Origin of the sequence: Cryptosporangium arvum DSM 44712 (assembly GCF_000585375.1) — a bacterium.
GTDB classification, from domain to species: Bacteria; Actinomycetota; Actinomycetes; order Mycobacteriales; family Cryptosporangiaceae; genus Cryptosporangium; species Cryptosporangium arvum.
The window spans coordinates 6,575,689-6,596,795 of the sequence record NZ_KK073874.1 but is presented as its reverse complement, the minus strand read 5'-3'; the positions used below and the strand labels follow the sequence as shown (position 1 = coordinate 6,596,795).

Annotated in this window: 18 protein-coding genes and 1 pseudogene; 12 read left to right on the top strand and 7 right to left on the bottom strand. The window is 71.6% G+C overall.

All coding sequences use genetic code 11. From position 1 onward, the window contains the following. Window positions 1–43 precede the first annotated feature (43 nt). The 4 genes from CRYAR_RS30275 (at window position 44) to CRYAR_RS50955 (ending at window position 6,997) form a co-directional block, all read left to right on the top strand. The gene (locus CRYAR_RS30275) at window positions 44–3,268 is read left to right on the top strand and encodes an efflux RND transporter permease subunit (RefSeq protein WP_035856720.1); all 3,225 of its coding nucleotides are present in this window, start codon (window positions 44–46) and stop codon (window positions 3,266–3,268) included. Window positions 3,269–3,352: 84 nt separating this feature from the next. Beyond that, window positions 3,353–5,563, top strand: coding sequence for a TRAP transporter permease (locus CRYAR_RS30270; protein ID WP_084701119.1), 2,211 nt, complete (start codon window positions 3,353–3,355; stop codon window positions 5,561–5,563). Beyond that, window positions 5,563–6,579, top strand: coding sequence for a TAXI family TRAP transporter solute-binding subunit (locus tag CRYAR_RS30265; protein WP_035856719.1), 1,017 nt, complete (start codon window positions 5,563–5,565; stop codon window positions 6,577–6,579). The genes CRYAR_RS30270 and CRYAR_RS30265 overlap by 1 nt, the downstream gene beginning before the upstream one ends. 4 nt (window positions 6,580–6,583) lie before the next feature. Further along, on the top strand, window positions 6,584–6,997 hold the full coding sequence (locus tag CRYAR_RS50955) for an RpiB/LacA/LacB family sugar-phosphate isomerase (protein WP_084701117.1): 414 nt from the start codon (window positions 6,584–6,586) through the stop codon (window positions 6,995–6,997). Between the two features lie 69 nt (window positions 6,998–7,066). On the opposite strand, the pseudogene CRYAR_RS50950 reads toward CRYAR_RS50955, so the two are convergent. Then, window positions 7,067–7,582, bottom strand: a pseudogene (locus CRYAR_RS50950) (EamA family transporter); the annotation flags it as partial. A 304-nt stretch (window positions 7,583–7,886) separates the two neighbouring features. On the opposite strand from CRYAR_RS50950, the gene CRYAR_RS30255 reads away from it, so the two are divergent. Together CRYAR_RS30255 and CRYAR_RS30250 are read left to right on the top strand one after the other, a co-directional pair. Beyond that, the gene (locus tag CRYAR_RS30255; protein WP_035856718.1) at window positions 7,887–8,738 is read left to right on the top strand and encodes a LysR family transcriptional regulator; all 852 of its coding nucleotides are present in this window, start codon (window positions 7,887–7,889) and stop codon (window positions 8,736–8,738) included. Between the two features lie 207 nt (window positions 8,739–8,945). Beyond that, window positions 8,946–9,608: an adenylate kinase family protein gene (locus tag CRYAR_RS30250; RefSeq protein ID WP_035856717.1), complete on the top strand. Its 663-nt coding sequence runs from the start codon at window positions 8,946–8,948 to the stop codon at window positions 9,606–9,608. On the opposite strand, the gene CRYAR_RS30245 is transcribed toward CRYAR_RS30250, so the two are convergent. Together CRYAR_RS30245 and CRYAR_RS30240 are read right to left on the bottom strand one after the other, a co-directional pair. After that, window positions 9,603–10,337 carry an SDR family NAD(P)-dependent oxidoreductase gene (locus CRYAR_RS30245; protein WP_035856716.1) on the bottom strand — a complete coding sequence of 245 codons (735 nt, stop codon included), beginning with the start codon at window positions 10,335–10,337 and terminating at the stop codon, window positions 9,603–9,605. The genes CRYAR_RS30250 and CRYAR_RS30245 overlap by 6 nt on opposite strands. Then, window positions 10,334–10,951, bottom strand: coding sequence for a TetR/AcrR family transcriptional regulator (locus tag CRYAR_RS30240; protein WP_051571129.1), 618 nt, complete (start codon window positions 10,949–10,951; stop codon window positions 10,334–10,336). Before CRYAR_RS30240 ends, CRYAR_RS30245 begins: the two co-directional genes overlap by 4 nt. A gap of 134 nt (window positions 10,952–11,085) precedes the next feature. On the opposite strand from CRYAR_RS30240, the gene CRYAR_RS30235 reads away from it, so the two are divergent. The 3 genes from CRYAR_RS30235 to CRYAR_RS30225 are packed head-to-tail and all read left to right on the top strand — an operon-like array spanning window position 11,086 to window position 14,365. Then, window positions 11,086–12,243, top strand: a complete 1,158-nt coding sequence (locus tag CRYAR_RS30235; protein WP_035856715.1) for an acyl-CoA dehydrogenase family protein — start codon at window positions 11,086–11,088, stop codon at window positions 12,241–12,243. A 9-nt stretch (window positions 12,244–12,252) separates the two neighbouring features. Beyond that, window positions 12,253–12,636, top strand: coding sequence for a DUF2203 domain-containing protein (locus tag CRYAR_RS30230; RefSeq protein ID WP_035856714.1), 384 nt, complete (start codon window positions 12,253–12,255; stop codon window positions 12,634–12,636). After that, the gene (locus tag CRYAR_RS30225; RefSeq protein ID WP_035856713.1) at window positions 12,611–14,365 is read left to right on the top strand and encodes an acyl-CoA dehydrogenase; all 1,755 of its coding nucleotides are present in this window, start codon (window positions 12,611–12,613) and stop codon (window positions 14,363–14,365) included. The genes CRYAR_RS30230 and CRYAR_RS30225 overlap by 26 nt, the downstream gene beginning before the upstream one ends. On the opposite strand, the gene CRYAR_RS43845 is transcribed toward CRYAR_RS30225, so the two are convergent. Next, the gene (locus tag CRYAR_RS43845; RefSeq protein WP_051571128.1) at window positions 14,362–15,024 is read right to left on the bottom strand and encodes a DUF6308 family protein; all 663 of its coding nucleotides are present in this window, start codon (window positions 15,022–15,024) and stop codon (window positions 14,362–14,364) included. The genes CRYAR_RS30225 and CRYAR_RS43845 overlap by 4 nt on opposite strands. A gap of 80 nt (window positions 15,025–15,104) precedes the next feature. Here CRYAR_RS43845 and CRYAR_RS30215 point away from each other — a divergent pair, with 80 nt between their 5' ends. Further along, window positions 15,105–16,076, top strand: a complete 972-nt coding sequence (locus tag CRYAR_RS30215; protein ID WP_035856712.1) for a glutathione S-transferase family protein — start codon at window positions 15,105–15,107, stop codon at window positions 16,074–16,076. Window positions 16,077–16,080: 4 nt separating this feature from the next. On the opposite strand, the gene CRYAR_RS30210 is transcribed toward CRYAR_RS30215, so the two are convergent. Continuing rightward, window positions 16,081–17,055, bottom strand: coding sequence for a lytic polysaccharide monooxygenase auxiliary activity family 9 protein (locus tag CRYAR_RS30210; protein ID WP_211247712.1), 975 nt, complete (start codon window positions 17,053–17,055; stop codon window positions 16,081–16,083). A gap of 279 nt (window positions 17,056–17,334) precedes the next feature. Here CRYAR_RS30210 and CRYAR_RS30205 point away from each other — a divergent pair, with 279 nt between their 5' ends. Together CRYAR_RS30205 and CRYAR_RS30200 are read left to right on the top strand one after the other, a co-directional pair. Beyond that, a complete protein-coding gene (locus CRYAR_RS30205) occupies window positions 17,335–18,381 on the top strand; it encodes a LacI family DNA-binding transcriptional regulator (RefSeq protein ID WP_035868103.1) in 1,047 nt (348 codons plus the stop codon). 57 nt (window positions 18,382–18,438) lie between these two features. Next, window positions 18,439–18,780, top strand: coding sequence for a DUF3140 domain-containing protein (locus CRYAR_RS30200; RefSeq protein WP_035856710.1), 342 nt, complete (start codon window positions 18,439–18,441; stop codon window positions 18,778–18,780). Here CRYAR_RS30200 and CRYAR_RS30195 read toward each other — a convergent pair whose 3' ends face one another. Continuing rightward, window positions 18,781–19,719: an MBL fold metallo-hydrolase gene (locus CRYAR_RS30195; protein ID WP_051571127.1), complete on the bottom strand. Its 939-nt coding sequence runs from the start codon at window positions 19,717–19,719 to the stop codon at window positions 18,781–18,783. A 567-nt stretch (window positions 19,720–20,286) separates the two neighbouring features. Next, window positions 20,287–21,081 (bottom strand): hypothetical protein, encoded by a 795-nt coding sequence (locus tag CRYAR_RS30190; protein WP_035856709.1) that lies wholly within the window; start codon window positions 21,079–21,081, stop codon window positions 20,287–20,289. Window positions 21,082–21,107 lie beyond the last annotated feature (26 nt).

The following is a 21,107-nucleotide window of genomic DNA, read 5'->3' as shown; positions in this document are numbered from 1 at the left end:
CCGGACACCTCCGGGATCCCGCCGATCGGAGAAAGCAACCGCCATGTCTTTCCTGGCCAGGTTCAGCCTCGCCAACCGAGCGCTCATCGCGTTGATCACCATCGCGGTCACCGCGTTCGGCCTGATCGCGATCCCGTCGCTGAAACAGCAGCTCATCCCGTCCCTGGAGATCCCCGCGGCGTTCATCACCGCGCAGTACTCCGGTGCGTCGCCGGACGTCGTCGAGAGCCAGGTGACCGAACCGATCGAGGACGCCGTGCGCGGCGTCGCCGGGGTCACCGGCACCCAGTCGAGCTCGCTGGAGGGCTTCTCCACCATCCAGGTGGAGCTCGAGTACGGCACCGACATCGGCGCCACCGTGAACAAGCTCCAGCAGGCCATAGACCGGGCGCAGCTGCCCGCCGACGTCGACCCGTCGATCCTCTCCGGCGGCACCGACGACCTGCTGCCCGCGGTCGCGCTGTCCGCGTCCGGGGGTGACGACCCGTCGGCGTTCGCCCAGAAGCTCCAGAAGATCGTCCTGCCGGAGCTCAGCGGCATCGAGGGCGTCCGGGAAGCGACGCTGTCCGGCGCCCCCGACAAGTCCGTCGTCGTCCGGCCCGACCTGGCGAAGCTCGCTGCGGCCGGGCTGAGCCCGCAGGCGATCAGCGCCGCGATCAGCAGCGGGGGCACCGCCGTACCGGCCGGTCAGGTCGCCGACGGCACCCAGGCGCTCACCGTTCAGGTCGGCGGCGGCTACACCTCGGTCGAGGACTTGAAGAACCTGTACGTGACGCCCGGCGCGACCGCCGCGCCCAGCGGCGACAACGGCGCGACCGCCGCGCCCAGCGGCGACAACGGCGCGACCGCCGCGCCCAGCGGCGACACCGGCGCCGCGACGACCGGATCGGCTCCGGCCGCACCCGTGAAGCTCGGCGACGTCGCCTCGATCGAATCGGTCGAGACCCCGGCCTCGTCGGTCACCCGCACCAACGGCAAGGCGAGCCTCGGCATCTCGGTGACGATGACGCCCGACGGCAACGCGGTCGACATCTCCCACGCGATCAGCGACAAGCTCGACGACTGGACCGAGGCGCTCGGCGACGGCGCCGAGCTCACGGTCGTCTTCGACCAGGCGCCGTTCATCGAGAAGTCGATCAACAGCCTCGCCACCGAGGGCGGCCTGGGCCTGGTCATGGCCGTCGTCGTCATCCTGGTCTTCCTGCTGTCCCTGCGCTCGACGCTGGTCACCGCGGTCTCGATCCCGCTGTCGGTGCTGATCGCGCTCATCGTGATGTGGGCCGACGGCCTCTCGCTCAACGTGCTGACGCTCGGCGCGCTGACGATCGCGATCGGCCGGGTGGTGGACGACTCGATCGTCGTGCTGGAGAACATCAAACGCCACCTCGGCTACGGCGAGGAGAAGCTGGCCGCGATCTTCAACGGTGTGCGTGAGGTGGCCGGTGCGGTCACCGCGTCGACGCTCACCACGGTCGCGGTCTTCCTGCCGATCGCGCTGGTCGGCGGGCTCGTCGGCGAGCTGTTCCGTCCGTTCGCGATCACTGTCACGGTCGCGCTGCTGGCCTCGCTCGTCGTCGCGCTCACGATCGTCCCCGTGCTGGCGTACTGGTTCCTGCGCCCGCCGAAGAACGTCGAGGACGCGGAGCGGGTCCGGGCCGAGGCCGAGGAGAAGGAACGGCGCGGGCTGCTGCAGCGGATCTACGTCCCGGTGATCGGGTTCGCGGTCCGCCGTCGCTGGACCACGATCACGATCGCGATCGTCATCCTGATCGCGACGCTCGGCATGGTGCCGTTCCTCAAGACGAACTTCCTCGACCAGTCCGGCCAGAACACCCTCAACCTCACGCAGACGCTGCCGGTGGGCTCCAGCCTGGCCACCACCGACGCGGCCGCGAAGAAGGTCGAGGACGTCCTCGCCGACTTCCGTGACCGCGGCGATCTCGAGTCGTACCAGGTCACGATCGGCGGCGGCACGTTCGGGCTCGGCGGCGCGGGCAACTCGGCGAGCTACCAGCTCACGGTCAACGAGGACCGGGACACCGCCGCGGTCCAGGACGAGCTGGAGAAGAAGCTCGACGGGCTGGCCGACGCCGGTGACATCGAGGTCGGCGCCGCGCAGTCGGGGTTCGGCGGTAGCCAGCAGCAGGTCATCGTGCAGGCACCGGACGAGGAGACGCTGCGCACCGCCGCCGGGGCCGTGACGAAGGCGATGGAGTCGGTCGACGGTCTCGACGACGTCAGCAGCGACCTCGCGGAGAGCACCCCGCGGGTCGAGGTGTCGCTCAAGGATCAGGTGGCCGCGCGGTACGGGCTCACCGAGAGCACGCTCGGGCAGGTCGTCGCGGCGGCGTTCCGCGGAGCGCCCGCCGGTCAGGTCGTGATCGACGGCGTCGAGCAGCCGGTCACCGTCCTCGCGGCGGCGCCTCCGACGACGGTCGCGGCGGTGCGGTCGCTGCCGGTGCCGACCTCGGCCGGCGTGGTCCGGCTGAGCCAGGTCGCCGACGTCCGCACCGAGCCCGGGCCGGTCGAGATCACCCGGATCGACGGCGCGCGCAGCGCCACCGTCAGCGCGACGCCGAGCGGCGACAACCTGACCGCCACCACCGCTGACCTGCAGAAGAAGCTGGACGCGCTGGACCTGCCGGCCGGGGCGAGCTACTCGCTCGGCGGCGCATCCGAGGACCAGGCCGAGGCGTTCCAGCAGCTCGGGCTGGCCGTGCTCGCGGCGATCGTGATCGTCTTCATCGTCATGGTGGCGACGTTCCGGAGCCTGATCCAGCCGCTGATCCTGCTGGTGTCGATCCCGTTCGCGGCGACCGGCGCGCTGCTCCTGCTGCTGCTCACCGGCACGGCACTGGGCGTTCCGGCGTTGATCGGTGTGCTGATGCTCGTCGGCATCGTGGTCACGAACGCGATCGTGCTGATGGACCTGGTCAACCAGTACCGGCGGGACGGGATGCCGGTCGTCCAGGCCGTCGTCGAGGGTGGGCGGCACCGGCTGCGCCCGATCCTGATGACCGCGGCCGCGACGATCTTCGCGCTGATCCCGATGGCGCTCGGTCTGACCGGCGAGGGTGGGTTCATCTCCCAGCCGCTGGCGGTCGTCGTCATCGGTGGTCTGGTGAGCTCGACGCTGTTGACGCTGGTGCTCGTGCCCGCGCTCTACACGCTCGTCGAAGGGCGCAAGGAGCGGAAGGCCGACAAGCGGCGGCGCAAGGAAGAGGCCGCCGCGGCCGCCGCGGCGGCCCCGGAGCCGGTCAACTCCTGAGTAGACGGTGCAGCCCCCGGATTTCCGGGGGCTGTGCCATCTCTGGACCAATACAGACATGTCCGTTCTTGGTAATGTCCCGGCATGGCCGCCCCCGGGACCGTGGCGCCGGACGTCGTCGTCCGTGACGAGGAACTACCGGCGAGGCAACTCGCGGGACGAGTGGGGCTCGCGGTTTCGATCGCCGCCGCGGCCGTCGTCCTCTTCGCGGTGTACGAGGCGCTGCGGCCGCTGAGCCAGGGCAACCAGTTCTACTTGATCCTGTTCCTCGCGATCGTCCTGCCGCTGGTGTTCCTCTGCTACCGGTCGCGGCCGGGAAGCGCCGACCGGCCGTCGGTGCTCGACTGGATACTCGCCGCCGCCGCGCTCGCCGTGGCGGCCTACCCGGTTCTCGTCGGCTACAACGCGTTTCTCGACCGGCAGGGGCTGCTCGACCCGCTCGACGTCGTCGCCGGCGGCGTCCTCCTGGTGCTGGTGCTCGAAGCGTGCCGGCGCACCACCGGGTGGGTGCTCCCGGTGGTCTGCCTGGTCGCGCTCGCGTACTGCTATTACGGCGGCTATCTGCCGCAGACCTGGTCGGTCGCGCACGCCGGGTTGAACGCCGACCAGATCGTCGACGCGCTCTACAACTCCGGCAGCGGCTTCTACGGCACCCCGCTCGACGTCGCCGCGACGTACATCGTGCTGTTCACGCTCTACGGCGCCGTGCTCAGCTACTCCGGCGCGGGCCAGTTCTTCGTCGACCTGTCGGTGGCCGCGTTCCGCCGGTCACGCAGCGCGGCCGGGCGTACGGCCGTGGCCGCGGGGTTCCTGCTCGGTACGGTCTCGGGGAGCGGCACCGCGACCGCCGTGAGCGTGGGCGCGGTCACCTGGCCGATCCTGCGCCGGGCGGGCTACCCGGCCGAGAACGCCGGCGGGATGCTCGCGGCGGCCGGGGTCGGCGCGATCCTGTCGCCCCCGACGCTCGGCGCGGCGGCGTTCATCATCGCCGAGTACCTCGACGTCTCCTACCTGGCGGTGCTCGGCTGGGCCACGGTCCCGACCGTTCTCTACTACCTCGGCATCCTGCTCGCGGTGGAGATCGACGCCCGCCGGTTCGGGGTGCGTCCGGTGGAGGTGGCGGGCCGGTCGGCGTGGCGACTGCTGGCGCGCTTCGGCTACCACTTCGCGTCGCTCCTCGTCATCCTGCTCCTGCTGTTCCTGGGACGTTCGGTCGCCGAAGCGGTGCTCGTCGCGACCGCGCTGGCATTCGGACTGTCGTTCCTGGACCGGTCCTCGGCGATGACGCCGCGCCGCCTGTTCGCCGCGCTCGCCGACGCCGGGCGCGGGGTGCTCACGGTCGCGGTCGTGTGCGCGGCGGCGGGCATCATCACCGCGACGATGACGAAGACCGGGCTCGCCGCCCAGACCGCGTCGTTGCTCGTCGACGGGGCTCGGGCGATCGTCGACGACCCGGTCGCGACGCTGGCGCTCACCGCGGTGCTCGCGGCCGTGGCGCTGGCGCTGCTCGGGTTGGCGGTGCCGGTCACCGCGTCGTTCATCATCGGGTGGGTCGTGATCGGACCCGCGCTGCTCGAGCTCGGGGTGCCCGCGGCGGCGGCCGCGATGTTCGTCTTCTACTACTCGGTGCTGTCCGAGGTGACGCCGCCGACCGCGTTGGCGGCGGTGGGCACGACGGCGGTCACCGGGGGCGCGGCGATTCCGACGATGTGGCAGGCGTTGAAGTACGCGCTGCCGGCGTTCCTGGTGCCGCTGGCGTTCGTGCTCACCGACACCGGCGACGGGTTGCTCGGGCGGGGCGGAGTGCCGACCGTGGTGCTCGCGACGGTGATCGCGGCGCTCGGGGTGGCGGCGCTGGCCACGGCGACCGGTGGCTGGGTGCTCGGGGTCGGGCCGGTGGGACGGGCCGGGCGGGTGCTGGCGGGTGTCGGGGCGCTGCTCCTGCTGTACCTGCGTCCGCTCCCGGTGGCGGTCGGCCTGCTCCTCTTCGCCGCCGCGATCGCCACCGCGGCCCTGCACCGCCGTCGCGCCGGCATCCCCACACCGAAAGCCCTCGCGGAGGAAGCCCCCGCGGAAGATGTCTCCGCGCAACAAAGCCCTGCGCCACAAGACCCCGCGCAGCAAAACCCTGCGCCACAAGACCCCGCGCAGAAAAGCCCCGCGCAGGACGCCCTCACGCACGAAGGCCCCGCGCGAGAAGACCCCGCGCGAGAAGACCCCGCGCGAGAAGACCCCGCGCGGACACGAGCAACGGCCCACGACCCGAACGGCACTGAACCGGAGGAGACGCGATGATGCGGCAGCGGTGGGTTCGGATCCTCGGCGGAACCCTGGCCCTAGGCCTGGCCACAGCGACCCTCAGCGGGTGCGGCGGCCGCCGCGACACCGCCACCACCGACGACGCCGACACCCCGGTCACCTGCGAGGTGAAGGACGACATCCGGATCAGCATCGCGACCGGCAACAACACCGGCGTCTACTTCGCGATCGGCAACGCCTACGCGAACCAGATCAGCGCCGCGACCGGCGGCACGGTCAAGGCCACCGCGGCCGAGACCGGCGCCTCGGTCCAGAACATCCAGCAGCTCGTCCGCGGCGACTACCAGGTCGCGTTCTCGCTCGCCGACAGCGCGGCCGACGCCGTCAACGGCAACGGCGCGTTCGACGGCAAGCCGCAGCCGATCCGCGCGCTGTCGCGTATCCACACCAACTACACGCAGGTCATCGCCCGCACGGGCGCCGGTATCACCACCGTCGAGGATCTCAAGGGCAAGCGGGTCTCCACCGGCTCCCCGAAGTCCGGCACCGAGGTGATCGCGAACCGCCTGCTCCAGTCGGCCGGCCTCGACCCGGCCAAGGACGTCCAGGCCCAGCGCCTCGACCTCGCGAAGACCGTCGACGGGATGAAGAGCGGTTCGATCGACGCGATGGTCTGGTCGGGCGGCCTGCCGACGCCCGGCATCACCGACCTGTTCACCACGGCGAAGAACCGGGTGACGTTCCTCGACATCACGCCGCTGCTGCCCGCGATGCGCAAGATCAGCGGTGAGTACGAGCAGGCGTCGATCCCGGCGGCCACCTACGGCACCCCGGCCGCGGTGCCCACGATCGCGGTGCCGAACCTGCTGCTCGTGCCCGAGTCGCTCGACGCCGACCTGGCCTGCGTCCTCACCAGGACGCTGTTCGAAAAGCAGCAGGCGCTGGTGGCCGCGAACAAGGCGGCGAAGGACATCTCGCTCGACACCGCGAGCAGGACCGAGCCGGTGAAGCTGCACCGCGGCGCGGAGAAGGCGCTCGCGGACCTACAGTGACCCCATGCGGATCGCGTTCGCGGCGGACGACAGCAACGAGTGCGTCGAGGCGGTGCGGGCCTACCTCGACGAGCACCACGAGGTGGCCACGGTCGAGGGCGACTGGCCGGTGATGTCACGCCGGGTCGCCGGAGCGGTCGTCGCCGGGGACGCGGACTACGGCGTCCTGATGTGCTGGACCGGCACCGGGACGGCGATCGCGGCGAACAAGGTGCCGGGGGCGCGGGCGGCGACCGTCGCGGACGCGTGGACCGCGCGGGGTGCGCGCCTCTGGAACGACGCGAACGTCATCGCGCTGAGCCTCAAGCGGCTCGCGCCCGACGTCGCCGTCGAATGCGTCGCCGCATTTCTCTCCGAGCCCACCCCCGACCCCGACGAAGCCGCCAACATCGCGCTCCTCGACGACGTCGACGTCTGAGCGGCCCGTGACACCCACCGCCGCGACGATCACCAGCGCGATCGCCGCGCAGTCCAGCAGCGTCATCGCCTGGCCCAGCACGATCCAGCCCGCCAGTGCCGCCACCGCCGGTCCGAGGCTCATCAGCACCCCGAACACCCGGGCCGGAAGCCGGCGCAGCGCCAGCTGGTCCGCGGCGTAGGGCAGCGCGGACGCCAGGACGCCGACCAGGCATCCCAGCGCGAACGCCGCCGGGTGCGTGGCTGCGGGCACCACGGCGGCGGGGGCCGCCACCACCGCCCCGACCAGCGCCGCCAGCGCCAGGCTGGACACGCCCCCACCGGCCGCGGAGCCCAATCGTCGGTTCAGGACGATGTACCCGGCCCAGCACACCGCGGCCACCAGCGTCAGCACGAGCCCGAGCGGGTCGGGACGGGACAGTCCGCCACCGAGCAGCGCGACGCCGGCCAGCGCACACAACGCCCAGCCGACGTCACGCCGGCGCCGGGACAGCGCCAGCGCCAGGCCGAGCGGCCCGAGGAACTCGATCGTGATCACCGCGCCCAGCGGCAGCCGCTCGACCGCCAGGTACACGCACGTGTTCATGGTCGCGGTGAGCAGCCCGAAGACCACCGCCACCCGCCACCGCGCCTGACGTACCCGGCCCGCGATCACCGCTGCCAGGCCGAGCGCGACGGCCGCACCCACCAACCGCGCCGACACCGTTCCGAGCGCACCCAGCACCGGGAACAGCGTCGCGGCCAGCGCCGCCCCGAACTGCAGCGAGCACACCCCCGCCAGCACCAGCCCGACGCCCTCGCCGGTCGTCCTCCGTGTCATGCCGGTGACGCTGCCAGCGTTCGACGCGTCGGCGGAAATACCGTTTCAGCACCGGTTATGCTGCCGAGGCATGGACGTCGAGCTGCGTCACCTCCGCGCGTTGGTGGCCATCGTCGACGCGGGGACGGTCACCGCCGCCGCGGCGAATCTCGGCATCGCCCAGCCCGCGCTGTCGCGCACCCTGCGCCAGCTGGAGAACCGCGTCGGGGCGCGGCTCGTCGACCGCGACACCCGCCACCTCGAGCCGACGCCACGCGGCCGGGCGCTCTACGACCGGGCGCGCACCATCCTGGCCGCGGTGCAGGACGCGCTGGCCGAGGCCGCCGCTCCGCGTCCGCTGCGCCTCGGGTACGCCTGGGCCGCGCTCGGGAGCCGGACGACCCCGCTGCTGCGTGCGTGGCGTTCCGCGCACCCGGACGTCCCGGTCGAGGTCCACCGCGTCGATACCCGGACGGCCGGCCTCGAACACGGCCTCGTCGACGTCGCGCTCCTGCGGAGCGAACCCGTCGGCTTCCCCGGCCGCCCGCTCTACCGCGAGCCCCGGCTGGCCGCGCTTCCCGACATCCACCCGCTGGCCGGCCGGGACGTCCTCACGCTCGACGACCTGGCCGCGGAGACCATCGCGCTCATTCCGCCGGTCGGCACCACGAGCCTCGACCTGTGGCCACCGGGGCGGCGCCCGACCCGGATCGTCGAGCTCGACAACGTCGACGAATGGCTCAACGCGATCGCGTCCGGGGGAGCGGTCGGTGTCACCGCGGCGGCGACCCGACACACCCACGCCTATCCGGGCGTCGTCTACCGGCCGCTAGCCGACGTGCCGCCGATCACGGTCTACGTGGCCTGGACCGGCACCCCGCCTCATCCCGCCCTGCCGGAGTTCCTCGACCATCTCCGCGAAGCCGGCCGCCCGCAGCCGTAGCCGCGGGCGTCACGATCAGCTGAGCCGGCGGACCGCCGTCCAGCAGGCCGGTCACCGCGCACAGCAGGTTGCCGGCTCCGCTCTCCGCGACGATGTGGAGCACGACCTGGTCGAGGTGCGCGCTCAGGCCGAGCGCGGGATCGTACTAAGTGGTCCAGGCGGCGCGCACGCTGGCGGAGGAGCCGTTCCGGTGAGAAGGTCTCGATCATGCGCAAGTACGTGATCATGGGGGTGCAGGGCAGCGGGAAGGGCACCCAGGCGGCGATGCTCGCCCATGATTTTGAGCTGGTCCAGATCAGCGTCGGTGACATGCTGCGCTGGCACGTGCAGCACCACACGAAGATCGGCGCCCAGGTGCGCCGGATCGTGGCCGCCGGGGAGCTGGTCAGCGACGAGCTGGTCGGCTCACTCGTGCGGACCCGGCTCGACCAGCACGACTGGAACTACGGCTTCATCGTCGACGGGTTCCCGCGCAATCGTCCGCAGGCCGAGTTCTTCCTGGAGAGCTACGACATCGACGGCGTGATCCACCTCGAGCTCCCCGACGACGAGGTCCGCCGCCGCGTGCTCAACCGGCGGCTCTGCACGCGCTGCGGCATGGACTACAACTTGATCGCCCACCGGCCGCAGGTCGAAGGGCGCTGCGACGTCTGTGGCGGCGAGCTCATGACCCGCGAGGACGACGCCGAGCACGCGCTGGAATCACGGCTGCGCGACTACCACTCGAAGACGAACCCGGTGCTCGAGCTGTTCCGCCGCAAGGAGTTCGTCACCTCGATCGACGCCCGCCCGGACAAGGTGACCGTCCAGCGACAGATCCGCACCGAACTGGGCCTCCCGATCACCCGCGGCCCCGAGCGGAACTCATAGCCCCTCGGGATCGTGCCCGAGCGCGGTGCGTCCGCCGTCCACCGGCAGCACGACGCCGCTGATGAAGCTCGCGTCGGGTCCGAGCAGGAACGCGACCGCCGCGGCGACCTCCGCGGCCGCCGCGACCCGGCCCAGCGGGTGCAGCCGCGCCATCTCGGCCTCGACGGCGGGGTGCTCCGCCGCGTACTCCCGGTACCGCGCGGTCTCCACCGAACCGGGGGCCACCACGTTGGCCCGGATCCCGTCCGGCCCGTACTCGACCGCCAGCGAGCGCGTCAGCCCCTCGATCGCCGACTTCGCGGCCACGTACGGGAGCGACCCCGGCACCGCCAGCCGGGCCTGCCACGACGACAGGTTGACGATCGCGCCGCCGTGGCCGCCGGCCCGGAAACGACGCACGGCCACGGTCGAGCCCACCACGACGAGATCGACGTTGCGCCGGATCGCGTCCGAGACGTCGGGAGCGGGTGCGGAGTGCACGGACAGGTCCCGGAAGATCGCCGCGTTGTTCACCCATCCGGTCAGCGGCCCCAGCGCGACGGCGGCGGACGCGGCCCGCTCCATCGCGGCCTCGTCGGACGCGTCCGCGACGACCCGCGCGTGCTCGGGCACCCAGTCCAGCGCGGCGGCGTCCCGATCGACCGCGACGACGTCCTCGCCGTCGGCGGTGAGGCGCTCCACGATCGCGCGGCCGATCCCCTGCCCGGCTCCGGTCACGATGATGCTCATGAGCGACGGTATCGCCGCGGTCGGTACTCCACCACGGTGAGCGCGAGCCCCGCGTACCGCTCGATGAGCACCTCCACCGGGGTGGTGCCGCCGGGCTGGTACCACTGCGCGACCGCGTTGCACGCGGCGATGATCATGCGGCGCGCGTCGTCGGGCTCGGGCGTCAGAAAAATGCCTTGTGCGACGCCGTTCGCGATGACCTGTCGGAACCGGTCGGTGGCCACGGCCTGACGGGCGCGGAGCGCGGTGTGCTGTTCGGGGTTGAGGCTGCGCCACTCGGTGAGCTCGAGCTGGCTGCTGCCCCGGGGCCCGGTGCGGAACCGGATCAGCGCCTCGACCAGCGCCTCCAGCCGCTCGGCGGGCTCGTCGCCGACGTCGGCGAGCACCTCGGCGCAGGTCTCCTCGTAGACGTCCATGCCCTCGTCGAGCAGGGCGTAGAGCATCTCCTGCTTGCCGCCGTAGTAGTGGTACAGCGCGGACAGGCTCACCGCGGCGCGCTGGGCGATGTCCCGGATCGACGCGCCCCCGTAGCCGCGCTCGGCGAACTCCCACCTCGCCGCGGCCAGCAGCGCCTTCTGGCCGGGGGGACGGAGCGGGGCGGTGGTCAGGGTCACCTCCGGATGGCAGATTGTTAGCTTAACGCTTGTTCGAGAGCCCGCCGGTTTTTGTCGAACGCGTTGAGTAGACTGCGGCTTATACCCGGAAGTAACTTAACGAACGTCCAGCGGCACCTGAGAGGACGACGCGCGTGCGCCGAACCGTATTCAACGAGGACCACGAGGCGTACCGCGCCACGATCCGCGACTTCATCGCGGAAGAGGTCGTTCCGGTCTACCCGCAGTGGGAGGAGCAGGGGCACGTCCCGCGCGACTTCTACCTCCGCCTGGGCGAGCTCGGCGTGTTCGGCATCGAGGTGCCGGAGGAGTACGGCGGCGCCGGCGAGACCAGCTTCAAGTTCTCCGCGGTCACCACCGAGGAGCTGGCCCGGGCCGGCGTCAGCTTCGGCGGTTCCAGCGTGCACACCGCGCTCTGCCTGCCGTACCTGATCGCCTACGGCAACGACGAGCAGAAGAAGCGCTGGCTGCCGGGCTTCGCCAGCGGCGAGATCATGACCGCGATCGCGATGACCGAGCCCGGCACCGGCTCCGACCTGGCCGGCATGAAGACCACCGCGAAGCTCTCCCCGGACGGCACCCACTACGTGCTCAACGGCGCGAAGACGTTCATCACCGGTGGTGTGCTCGCCGACCGCGTGCTCGTCGTCTGCCGCACCGCACCGGCGACGAAGGAGGACCGCCGCGGCGGCCTGAGCATTCTCGTCGTCGACACCAAGTCCGAGGGGTACCAGGTCGGGCGGAAGCTCGAGAAGATCGGGCTGCGTACCTCGGACACGGCTGAGCTCTCGTTCACCGACGTCAAGGTGCCGGTCGAGGACCTGCTCGGCGAGGAGGGCAAGGCGTTCTCGTACCTGACGCACAACCTCCCGCAGGAGCGGCTCGGCATCGCCGTCGGCGCGTACGCGCAGGCCACGGCCGCGGTGTCGTTCGCGCTGGAGTACGTCAAGGAGCGCACGGTGTTCGGCCAGCCGGTCGCCGGCTTCCAGAACACGAAGTTCGTGCTCGCCGACTGCCAGACCGAGGTCGAGGCCGCGCAGGCCGTCGTCGACCGGGCGCTCGACGCCCACGACGCCGGTGAGCTGTCCGCGTCCGACGCGGCCAAGGCGAAGCTGTTCTGCACCGACGTCGCGTCCCGCGTCATCGACAAGTGCCTGCAGTTGCACGGCGGCTACGGCTACATGCTCGAGTACCCGATCGCCCGCCTCTACGCCGACAACCGCGTGAACCGCATCTACGGCGGCACCAGCGAGGTCATGCGCACGATCATCGCGAAGTCGCTCGGACTGTAAGTTGCCCGCATGGGTCTGTTCACGGTGGAAGAAGCTCGCGACGAGCTGACCGAGCTCCTTCCGGTGCTCGACGAGATCGTCTCGCTGCGGGCCGATGCCGCGGAGCTCGCCGCCGCGGTGCAGCTCAACGGCCCGTCGACCGACCTGGGTGGCCTTCCGGAGTTGAAGGCCGCCCAGGCCCGGCTGGACGAGCTGATGACGACCGTGCAGGAGACCGGCGCCGAGCTGAAGAGCCTGGCGCCGCTCCTGATCGACTTCCCCTCCGACCTCGACGGTGTCCCCGTGCTCCTCTGCTGGCTGGAGGGGGACCGGGAACTGTCCTGGTACCACCGCACGGACCTCGGTTTCGCTGGAAGGCGGCCCCTGGATGTCACTGCTGCTGAGCCGTCGTGACCTGGACTTCCTGCTCTACGAGTGGCTCGACGTCGAGGCGCTGACCAAGCGTCAGTACTTCGCCGACCATTCGCGGGAGACGTTCGACGGTGCGCTCGACCTCGCCGAAGAGGTCGCCACCGAGCACTTCGCGACGCACAACAAGCAGGCCGACGCGTCCGAGCCGACCTTCGACGGCGAACGCGTGACGATGATCCCCGAGGTCAAGCGCGCGCTCGACGTCCTGGCCGGAACCGGGCTGCTCGGCGCCGCGATGCCGGCCGAGGTGGGCGGCGGCCAGCTGCCCGGCGTCGTCGCCCGGGCCTGTTTCTCCTGGTTCCAGGCCGCGAACGTCGGCACCGCGGCCTACCCGTTCCTGACGTTGGGCGCCGCGAACCTGCTGCTCGCGCACGCGTCGTCCGAGCTGGTCGAGCGGTACGTGCCGGTGATGCTCGAAGGCCGGATCCACGGCACGATGTGCCTGTCCGAGCCCCAGGCCGGCTCGTCGCTCTCCGACATCGTGACCCGGGCTGCTCCGGCGGCTGACGGCACGTATCGGATCGTCGGCAACAAGATGTGGATCTCCGCCGGCGAACACGAACTCGGCGAGAACATCGTCCACCTGGTGCTGGCGAAGATCCCCGGCGGCCCGCCCGGCGTCAAGGGCATCTCGCTGTTCGTCGTTCCGAAGTTCCTTCCGGACGGCACGCGCAACGACGTCGTCCTCGCCGGTCTGAACCACAAGATGGGCTACCGCGGCACCACGAACACGATGCTGAACTTCGGCGAGGCCGGCGACGGCGCGGTCGGGTACCTGGTCGGCGAGCAGCACCACGGGCTGTCCTACATGTTCCACATGATGAACGAGGCGCGGGTCGGCGTCGGCGGTGGCGCGACCGCGCTCGGGTACACCGGGTATCTGAAGTCGCTCGACTACGCACGCAACCGCCCGCAGGGACGCCTAGTGAAGGACCCGGCTACGCCGCAGGTGCCGATCATCGAACACCCCGACGTGCGCCGGATGCTGCTCGCGCAGAAGTCGTACGTCGAAGGCGCGCTGGCGCTCAACCTGTACTGCGCCAAGCTTCTCGACGACGAACGCACGCTGCCGGACGAGGCGTCACGCGCCGAGGCCCACCTGTTGCTCGACGTGCTGACGCCGATCGCGAAGAGCTGGCCGTCCCAGTGGTGCCTGGAGGCCAACGACCTGGCGATCCAGGTGCACGGCGGCTACGGCTACACGCGTGAGTACGACGTCGAGCAGCACTACCGCGACAACCGGTTGAACCCGATCCACGAGGGCACGCACGGCATCCAGGGGCTGGACCTGCTCGGCCGGAAGGTCGTGATGCGGGGCGGCGCCGGGCTCGCGCTGCTCGGCGCGGTGCTGGGGGAGACGGTGACGCGGGCCGCCGCGGCCGGCGGTGAGGCGGCGGAGCTCGGCACCGCGCTGGGCGCCACGGTGGCGCGGATCGGCGAGGTCACGGCGACGCTCTGGGGCTCCGGTGACCCCGCGGTCGCGCTCGCCAACGCGTCGATCTACCTGGAGGCGGTCGGGCACGCCGTGGTGGCGTGGCTCTGGCTCGAGCAGTTCCTCGCCGCCGCGGGCCACGAGGGAGCCTTCTACGAGGGCAAACGCCAGGCCGCCCGCTACTTCTACCGCTACGAGCTCCCGAAGACCGCACCCCAGTTCGACCTGCTGGCCTCGCTCGACCGCACGACGCTGGACGTCGACCCGGAGTGGTTCTAGGAGGCCGCCTCCACGGTGTCCTCGTAGCCGTGGGTCCAGATGGCGGCGTCGAGGACGCGGAGCAGGCTGATGTCGGCGACGCCGGGGATCTCGTCGCGCATCGAGGCCAGTGACTTGGCGCGTTCCGGGTCGCTGTGGAACCAGCTGTGCAGGCAGTGGGTGATGTTCTGCGGCTTGCCCAGCATGCGTCCCACGACGATGTCGTAGACCGGCAGCAGGTGCGGCCGCTTCCGGGCCAGCAGCTTCGTCGCGGTCATCCGCCCGAGGTGCGGGAAGTCGTCGCCGATGAGCATGCTCGCCAGCGTTCCGGCCGACGAGGACGCGTTGATCTCGGAGAGCGGCGCCTCGTAGAGCGGCATGTGCGGGATCCGGCGCAGCAGCGCGGACAGCCGGCCGGCGTGCGTCTCGAGCAGCGCGATCGCCGACACCGGCTTGATGTCGGTGCCGAGGCAGCGCACGGCGGTCAGGTCGGACGCGGTGAACTGGTGCTGAACCTCGGGGCGGTCACCGCCGCCGTCGAGCCGCTCGAACCGCCCACCCGGGTACAGGTCGGTGTTGAAGTAGCGGCCCACGTTGATCACGGCGGCCTGCCGGAGGTCGCCGTAGACGAACCGGTCCAGGGTGTGGTGCGCGAACTGGTAGTCGGGCGTCTCGGTCACGCTGTCACCTGCGCTTTCGCGTACTCGACCCACGGGGCGGGCATAGCCTCGTCGGACCTATCGACGGGAACGGAGCCGCCATGAGCAAAGACTTCGAACGCGCGCCGAACCATTTCACCGATCGGATCGGGGATCCGGCCTGGCCGCTGGAGGCGGGAAGGTACCGGTTGGTCGTCAGCCGGGCGTGTCCGTGGGCGTCGCGCGCGGTGATCGTGCGGCGGTTGCTGGGGTTGGAGACCGCGTTGTCGATGGCGGTCACGGACCCGATCCAGGACGAGAAGAGCTGGCGTTTCACGCTCGATCCCGACGGCCGCGACCCCGTGCTGGGGATCGAGTACCTGGGGGAGGCGTACCGGGCGCGGGAGCCCTCGTACGACGGCGGGATCAGCGTGCCGGCGATCGTCGACGTCCCGTCCGGGAAGCTGGTGACGAACGACTACCCGGAGATCACGCTCAACCTGGAGACGGAGTGGGCGCCGCTGCACCGGGACGGAGCGCCGGACCTCTACCCGGAGCCGCTGCGGGCCGAGATCGACGCGGTCAACGAGGACGTGTTCCGCGACGTCAACAACGGCGTCTACGCGGCCGGGTTCGCGACCAGGCAGCGGGCCTACGAGCGGGTGGCGAACCGCCTGTTCGAACGGCTCGACGCGCTCGAGGAGCGGTTGACCACTCGTCGGTACCTGGTGGGGGACACGATCACCGAGGCCGACGTCCGGCTGTTCGTGACGCTCGTCCGGTTCGACGCGGTGTACCACGGCCACTTCAAGTGCAACCGGCGCAAGATCACCGAGTACCCGGCCCTGTGGGCCTACAGCCGTGACCTGTTCCAGACGCCCGGCTTCGGCGACACGGTGAACTTCGACCACATCACGCGCCACTACTACGAGGTGCACCGGAACATCAACCCGACCGGGATCGTGCCGATCGGCCCGGAACTCGGTCTCTGGTCGACCGCTCACGGCCGGGAGGAGCTGGGTGGCCGTCCGTTCGGCGACGGAACCCCGCCCGGGCCGGTGGCCGCGGGCGAGGAGGTTCCGGCCGTGAGGTGAGGCCCTACCCCCGGCGGTGGCGGGGGCGGGGGCGGAAGCGGAGCGCGACCAGGCCGATGGCTCCGATCACCGCGAGCAGCGCGCCGATTCCCGCGATCAGCGGCCAGCGGCTGCTGTTCATCAGGCCGGCGGGTTCCTGCGCCGCGACGGGGGAGGTGTCGATCTCGTCGACGGCGTCCCCGTGCGCGTGTTCCTCGGTGTCGTGTTCCTCGGTGTCGTGGGAGGCGGTGTCGGCCGAGCCGCCGGCGGCGGGCGCGCTCGGTGCTCCGGCGGCGCGCCCCGCGTCGACCACGGGCGACGCCGGCGCTTCCGGGCGGGCCTCGTCGGTCTTCGACGTGCCGATCGACGCGGCGAAGTCGACGTCCGAGCAGGAGTAGTAGGTGTCGGCCGTGCTGGAGTTCTGCCAGATCGTGTAGATCAGGTGGTGCCCGGCGTGCCCGACCGGCAGGCGACCGGGCAGGACGTAGGAACCGTCGGCCCGCCGGGGATCGGTGATCGACAGGAACGGCGCGGTCTCCAGATCCGACCACCGCAGCGCCTTGCCCGGCTGGTAGCCCGGCTTGGTGACGTACATCCGGAACGTGCCCTCGTGCGGAATCGTGGTGCGGTACCGGAACGTGAACTTCGCGCCGGGCGTCACCTTCGTCGTGGGCCAGTCGGTGCGCGGCAGGTCGAGCCCCGCGTACCGGGCGAGCCCGCCGCTGCAGAGTTTGCCGTCGGGGATCACCGCGCGGTCGCGGCCGTTGACGTCGGCCACCCGCAGGTTGTCCCACTGCGCGGCGGCCCCCGGCTCGCTCGCCGCGACCGCCGCCCGGCACGCCGCGGATCGAGCCGACGAGCCGCCCTCGGTGCCGCACGCCGCCGTCCGCGAGACGGGGGCGGTGAGCGCTCCGTGTGCGGACGCGACCCCCGCCGGCAGACCGAGCGCGACCAGGACCCCGAGGAGCGCACCGAAGGACGCCATCCGGAGTGTTTTCACCGGTGAATCCTCCTCGAACAGGGCGGCCACCCCCGGAACTGCCGCAGCCGCCTACCCTGGGTACGCACACGGCCTACCGGGGGTTCAAGCGCACCCGGGTTTCCGGACGGTTTCGGTGGTATCGGCTGCGCACACACGGTTGCGCGATACTGTGTCGGGCGACACGAGAAAGCGCTCTCTAGGGCCTCGCTCCACCCTCGGGTGGCTTCCTGTCCCGTGACTGTCGCGATGAGACGATAAGCGCGCGTGCAGTGGGCGCTGATACCAGGGGTGACACAGGTGGCGAACGGGGCCCGTTCGGGCTGGGGACCGCGTCCGACGCTGGACGCGGTGGCCGAACTCGCGGGTGTGTCCCGGGCGACGGTGTCCCGCGTGGTGAACGAGTCGTCGAAGGTCGGGCCGGAGGTGCGGGCACGGGTCGAGGACGCGATCCGGACGCTCGGCTACGTCCCCAACCCGGTCGCGCGCAGCCTGGTGACCCGGCGCACCGACGCCGTCGGCCTCGTCGTCGGCGAGCCGTCGAACATGGTGATGACCGACCCGTACCTGTCCCGGCTGATCCTCGCGACCAGCCGCGAACTCGGTGACGCCGGGCGTCAGCCGGTGCTGCTGCTCACCGGCGGCGAGAACGACCACGCCCGGATCGCGGCGTACCTGGCCGGGGGCCACGTCGACGGCGCGATCGTGCTGTCGGTGCACCGCACCGACCCGCTGCTGCCCGCTCTGCGCAACCTGCCGATCCCGGTGATGTTCGGCGGACGTCCCTGGGGCGACGACGTCACCGCCGCCGGCTCGATCGACGTCGACCAGCGCGAGGGGGCCCGGCTCGCGGTCGAGCACCTCGTCGGGCTCGGTCGTCGCCAGATCGCGACGATCACCGGCTCGCTCGACCAGCGGGCGGCCGTCGAGCGGCTGGACGGATACCAGGCGGTGCTGGCCGAGCACCGGGACACGCTCGGCGAGCCCGACCCGGCGCTGATCGCGCACGGTGACTTCACCCGGGCCGGCGGCGAGCGGGCGATGAGCGAGCTGCTCAAGCGGGTGCCGTCGCTGGACGCCGTGTTCGCCGCCAGCGACCTGACCGCGGCCGGGGCGATCGGTGTGCTCCGGCGGGCCGGGCTGCGGGTGCCGGAGGACGTGGCGGTGATCGGGTTCGACGACCTGGAGGAGATCGCCGCCTGGACCGAACCGCCGCTGACCACCGTGCACCAGCCGGTGAGCGCGTTCGGCCGCCGGTTGGTCGCGGCGCTGCTCGAGATGCTCTCGGGCGGCGAACCGGTGCGCGAGATGCTGCCGGTGCGGCTGGTCACCCGCGCGTCGGCGTAAATCAGGACTCGTCGGGTAGCCGAGGCTTCCAGGGACGTTTCGCCCCAGGAGGACTCGATGGCGACGAAAACCAGCGACGACCAGGAGACCTGGCGCGAGTTCAGGGGCGCTGTGAACATGGCGCCGGCCACGCTCGAGAAGTGGCTCGACAGTGACGAGTCGAAGTCGGTCGGCGCCCCGAAGGGAAAGTCCGGCGGTGAGTCGGTGGGGCACGACTCGGGCCGCACGATCGTGACGATCCTGCGCTCGAAGAAGGCCGACCTGACCGAGGCCGACTACGCCCACATGCGCAAGGTCGTCGGCTACGTGCGTCGCCACCTGGCGCAACGTCCCTCCGGCGACGTGCGTGAGACCCCGTGGCGCTACTCGCTCATGAACTGGGGCCACGACCCCGCGTGATCAGGCGTAGCAGGTGAGCGGTCGGCCCCCGTTGTAGGTGACCATGTCGGTGAGCACCTGGGTGATGTCCAGGGGCGCGCCCGGCGCAGCGCCGTCGAGCTCGGCGTAGGCGCGGTGGAGGTTGCCGACGATGCGCTCGCGGTCGGTCCACTCGGCGAACCGGCCGAGGTCGGTCTCGCGCCCGGCGTCGAGCGGGGACAGCCCGGCGTCCTTCGCGGCGCGCGCGGTGTCCTGGACGAACCGCAGGTACTCGAGCACGTCGGTGATGACTTCCGGTCCGCACACCGGCCCGTGCCCCGGGACGATCGTGGTGGCGTTCAGTGGTGCGATCACGTCGGTGAGCACCTGGATCGAGCCGGCCACCGACCCGGACATCAGGAACGGTGTGCCCCCGGCGAACACCAGATCCCCGGCGTAGAGCACGGACCGTTCCGGCACCCAGACGATCGAGTCGTTCGTGGTGTGCGCGGGCAGACCGACGTGCTTCACCTCGCAGCGCAGGTCGTCCACCCAGAGCGTGACGCCGTCGCGATAGGTGAGGAAGGGCGGAGCGGGCGGCAGCGACCCGGTGTCGACCGGATCCCAGATCCCGTTCAGCGGCGGGAAGCCACGCTTCACGTCGTCGCGCGTGGCCTCGTGCGCGACGATCGCCGCCTCCGCGAAGAGCGCGTTCCCGGTGGTGTGATCGGGGTGGCTGTGCGTGTTGACGAGCACGCGCATCGGCTGGTCGGTGACCGTCGTGACCGCGTCCCGGAACGCGCGGGTGCGCCGCTCGGTGGAACAGGCGTCCACCAGCGTGACGCCATCCCGGCCGACGAGGAAGCCGGTGTTGTTGATGAACCAGCTGCCATCGGGCTGGATGTAGGCGAAGAGTCCGCCGCCCAGGTCCTCGATGCGAGCGTCGTCGATACCGACGTGATCGTGCCGCGAGGTGCTCACCGGTGCGCTCCTTCGACTCGTGCGGACCGTCCCGCTTGGCTGGCCACGGTAGTGGCTCCGTGCTTCTGGCGCGCCTCGGACCGGTGGTCTGCCCATCGTTCGCGGACGTGAGCGACCACTGCCTCCGGCTGATTCCCACCGACCCGCCCTGGCCGCCCTGGCCGCCCACGCGGCTCAGGTCGCCCACGCGGCCCACGCGGCTCAGGCCGCCCACGCGGCGCACGCGGCCCAGGCCGCCCACGCGGCGCACGCGGCGCACGCGGCCCACGCCGCCCAGGCCGCCCAGGCCGCCCAGGCCGCCCACGCCGCCCACGCGGGCGTCAGCCACCGCAGCGATTGACCTATGTCGAGGGACTGTTCACCGATGGGGACGAGGAGAAGAAATTCGACCGGGAGCGCGGCGGCGCCGAGGAGGGCGTGGTTGCGCTGCCCGCTGCGGCGTGGGGGGTGCGGGCCGGGGGTGGTGCGCCGGGAATGGTGCGCCTGGGTTGGTGCGCGGGGGTTGGTGCGCGGGGGTTGGTGCGCGGGGGTGGTGCGCCGCCCGCGTGGGGCGGGCGGCGCGGGTGGTCAGGCGGCTCGGTGGGCTGGGATTTCGCCGGCGGTGTCGGGGTGGCCGAGGCCGTAGGCGGCGGTGTCGAGGCCGCGGCCGACCAGGCGCCAGCGGGCGGCGGGGAGGGAGAGGCGGCGGGCGGTGGCGGTGAAGCGGTGGGTGTTGGTGAGGCGTTCGAGTGTCATCGCGGCGGAGCCCCGGCTGGAGTGGACGCTCACGTGGTCGGTGACCGTGCCGTACTGATCGACCAGGCCGTCGATGGTGAGGACCCAGACCGCGGAGCGGTACTCGTCGCGCGCGACCAGGTAGCGGGCCTCGAGGTCGCCACCCGGTGTGCAGCCGAGCCGGTTGACGGTGTCGAGCACGCTGTGGGAGAGGTGGAGCTGCACCAGGCGACGGTGCGTGTGGAGCTCGGTGGCGCCGACGGTGGCGGCCAGCTCGCCGAGCGGGGTGCTGCGGCGCCAGCCGTCGACCAGGACGTCGTCGGCGGAGGGCGTCCAGTACGTGCCGTTGCTGTGGGCGCGCCGGGAGGCTCGCCAGTCGTAGCCGGTGGAGGCGGTGAGCTGCTCGCGGAGCCAGTTCTCGGCGGCGGCGCCGCGGAGGCCCAGTGCGGGTGGCGTGAGGAGCCGGAGCGCGCCTCGGACGGCGCCGGGCGTGCGCTGCAGTTCTTCCGCGAGCTGCTCGACGCTGATGTCGGCGGCGAGGGCGGCGACCACGCTGGAGTACTCGTCGTCGGTCCAGGGTTCGCCGGATCGGCGGGCGAGCAGGCGGGTGGGGTTGGCTTGCTCGTTGACGGTGATCTGGGGGGTCATGAGCCGTCCCTCCGTCGTGGTGACAG

Coding starts and splice junctions, on each gene's coding strand:
- CRYAR_RS30190 (WP_035856709.1), bottom strand. CDS start 21,081: ATGACCCCCCAGATCACCGTCAACGAGCAAGCCAACCCCACCCGCCTG.
- CRYAR_RS30215 (WP_035856712.1), top strand. CDS start 15,105: ATGAGCAAAGACTTCGAACGCGCGCCGAACCATTTCACCGATCGGATC.
- CRYAR_RS30265 (WP_035856719.1), top strand. CDS start 5,563: ATGCGGCAGCGGTGGGTTCGGATCCTCGGCGGAACCCTGGCCCTAGGC.
- CRYAR_RS30230 (WP_035856714.1), top strand. CDS start 12,253: ATGGGTCTGTTCACGGTGGAAGAAGCTCGCGACGAGCTGACCGAGCTC.
- CRYAR_RS30270 (WP_084701119.1), top strand. CDS start 3,353: ATGGCCGCCCCCGGGACCGTGGCGCCGGACGTCGTCGTCCGTGACGAG.
- CRYAR_RS50955 (WP_084701117.1), top strand. CDS start 6,584: ATGCGGATCGCGTTCGCGGCGGACGACAGCAACGAGTGCGTCGAGGCG.
- CRYAR_RS30250 (WP_035856717.1), top strand. CDS start 8,946: ATGCGCAAGTACGTGATCATGGGGGTGCAGGGCAGCGGGAAGGGCACC.
- CRYAR_RS30245 (WP_035856716.1), bottom strand. CDS start 10,337: ATGAGCATCATCGTGACCGGAGCCGGGCAGGGGATCGGCCGCGCGATC.
- CRYAR_RS30255 (WP_035856718.1), top strand. CDS start 7,887: ATGGACGTCGAGCTGCGTCACCTCCGCGCGTTGGTGGCCATCGTCGAC.
- CRYAR_RS30225 (WP_035856713.1), top strand. CDS start 12,611: ATGTCACTGCTGCTGAGCCGTCGTGACCTGGACTTCCTGCTCTACGAG.
- CRYAR_RS30275 (WP_035856720.1), top strand. CDS start 44: ATGTCTTTCCTGGCCAGGTTCAGCCTCGCCAACCGAGCGCTCATCGCG.
- CRYAR_RS30200 (WP_035856710.1), top strand. CDS start 18,439: ATGGCGACGAAAACCAGCGACGACCAGGAGACCTGGCGCGAGTTCAGG.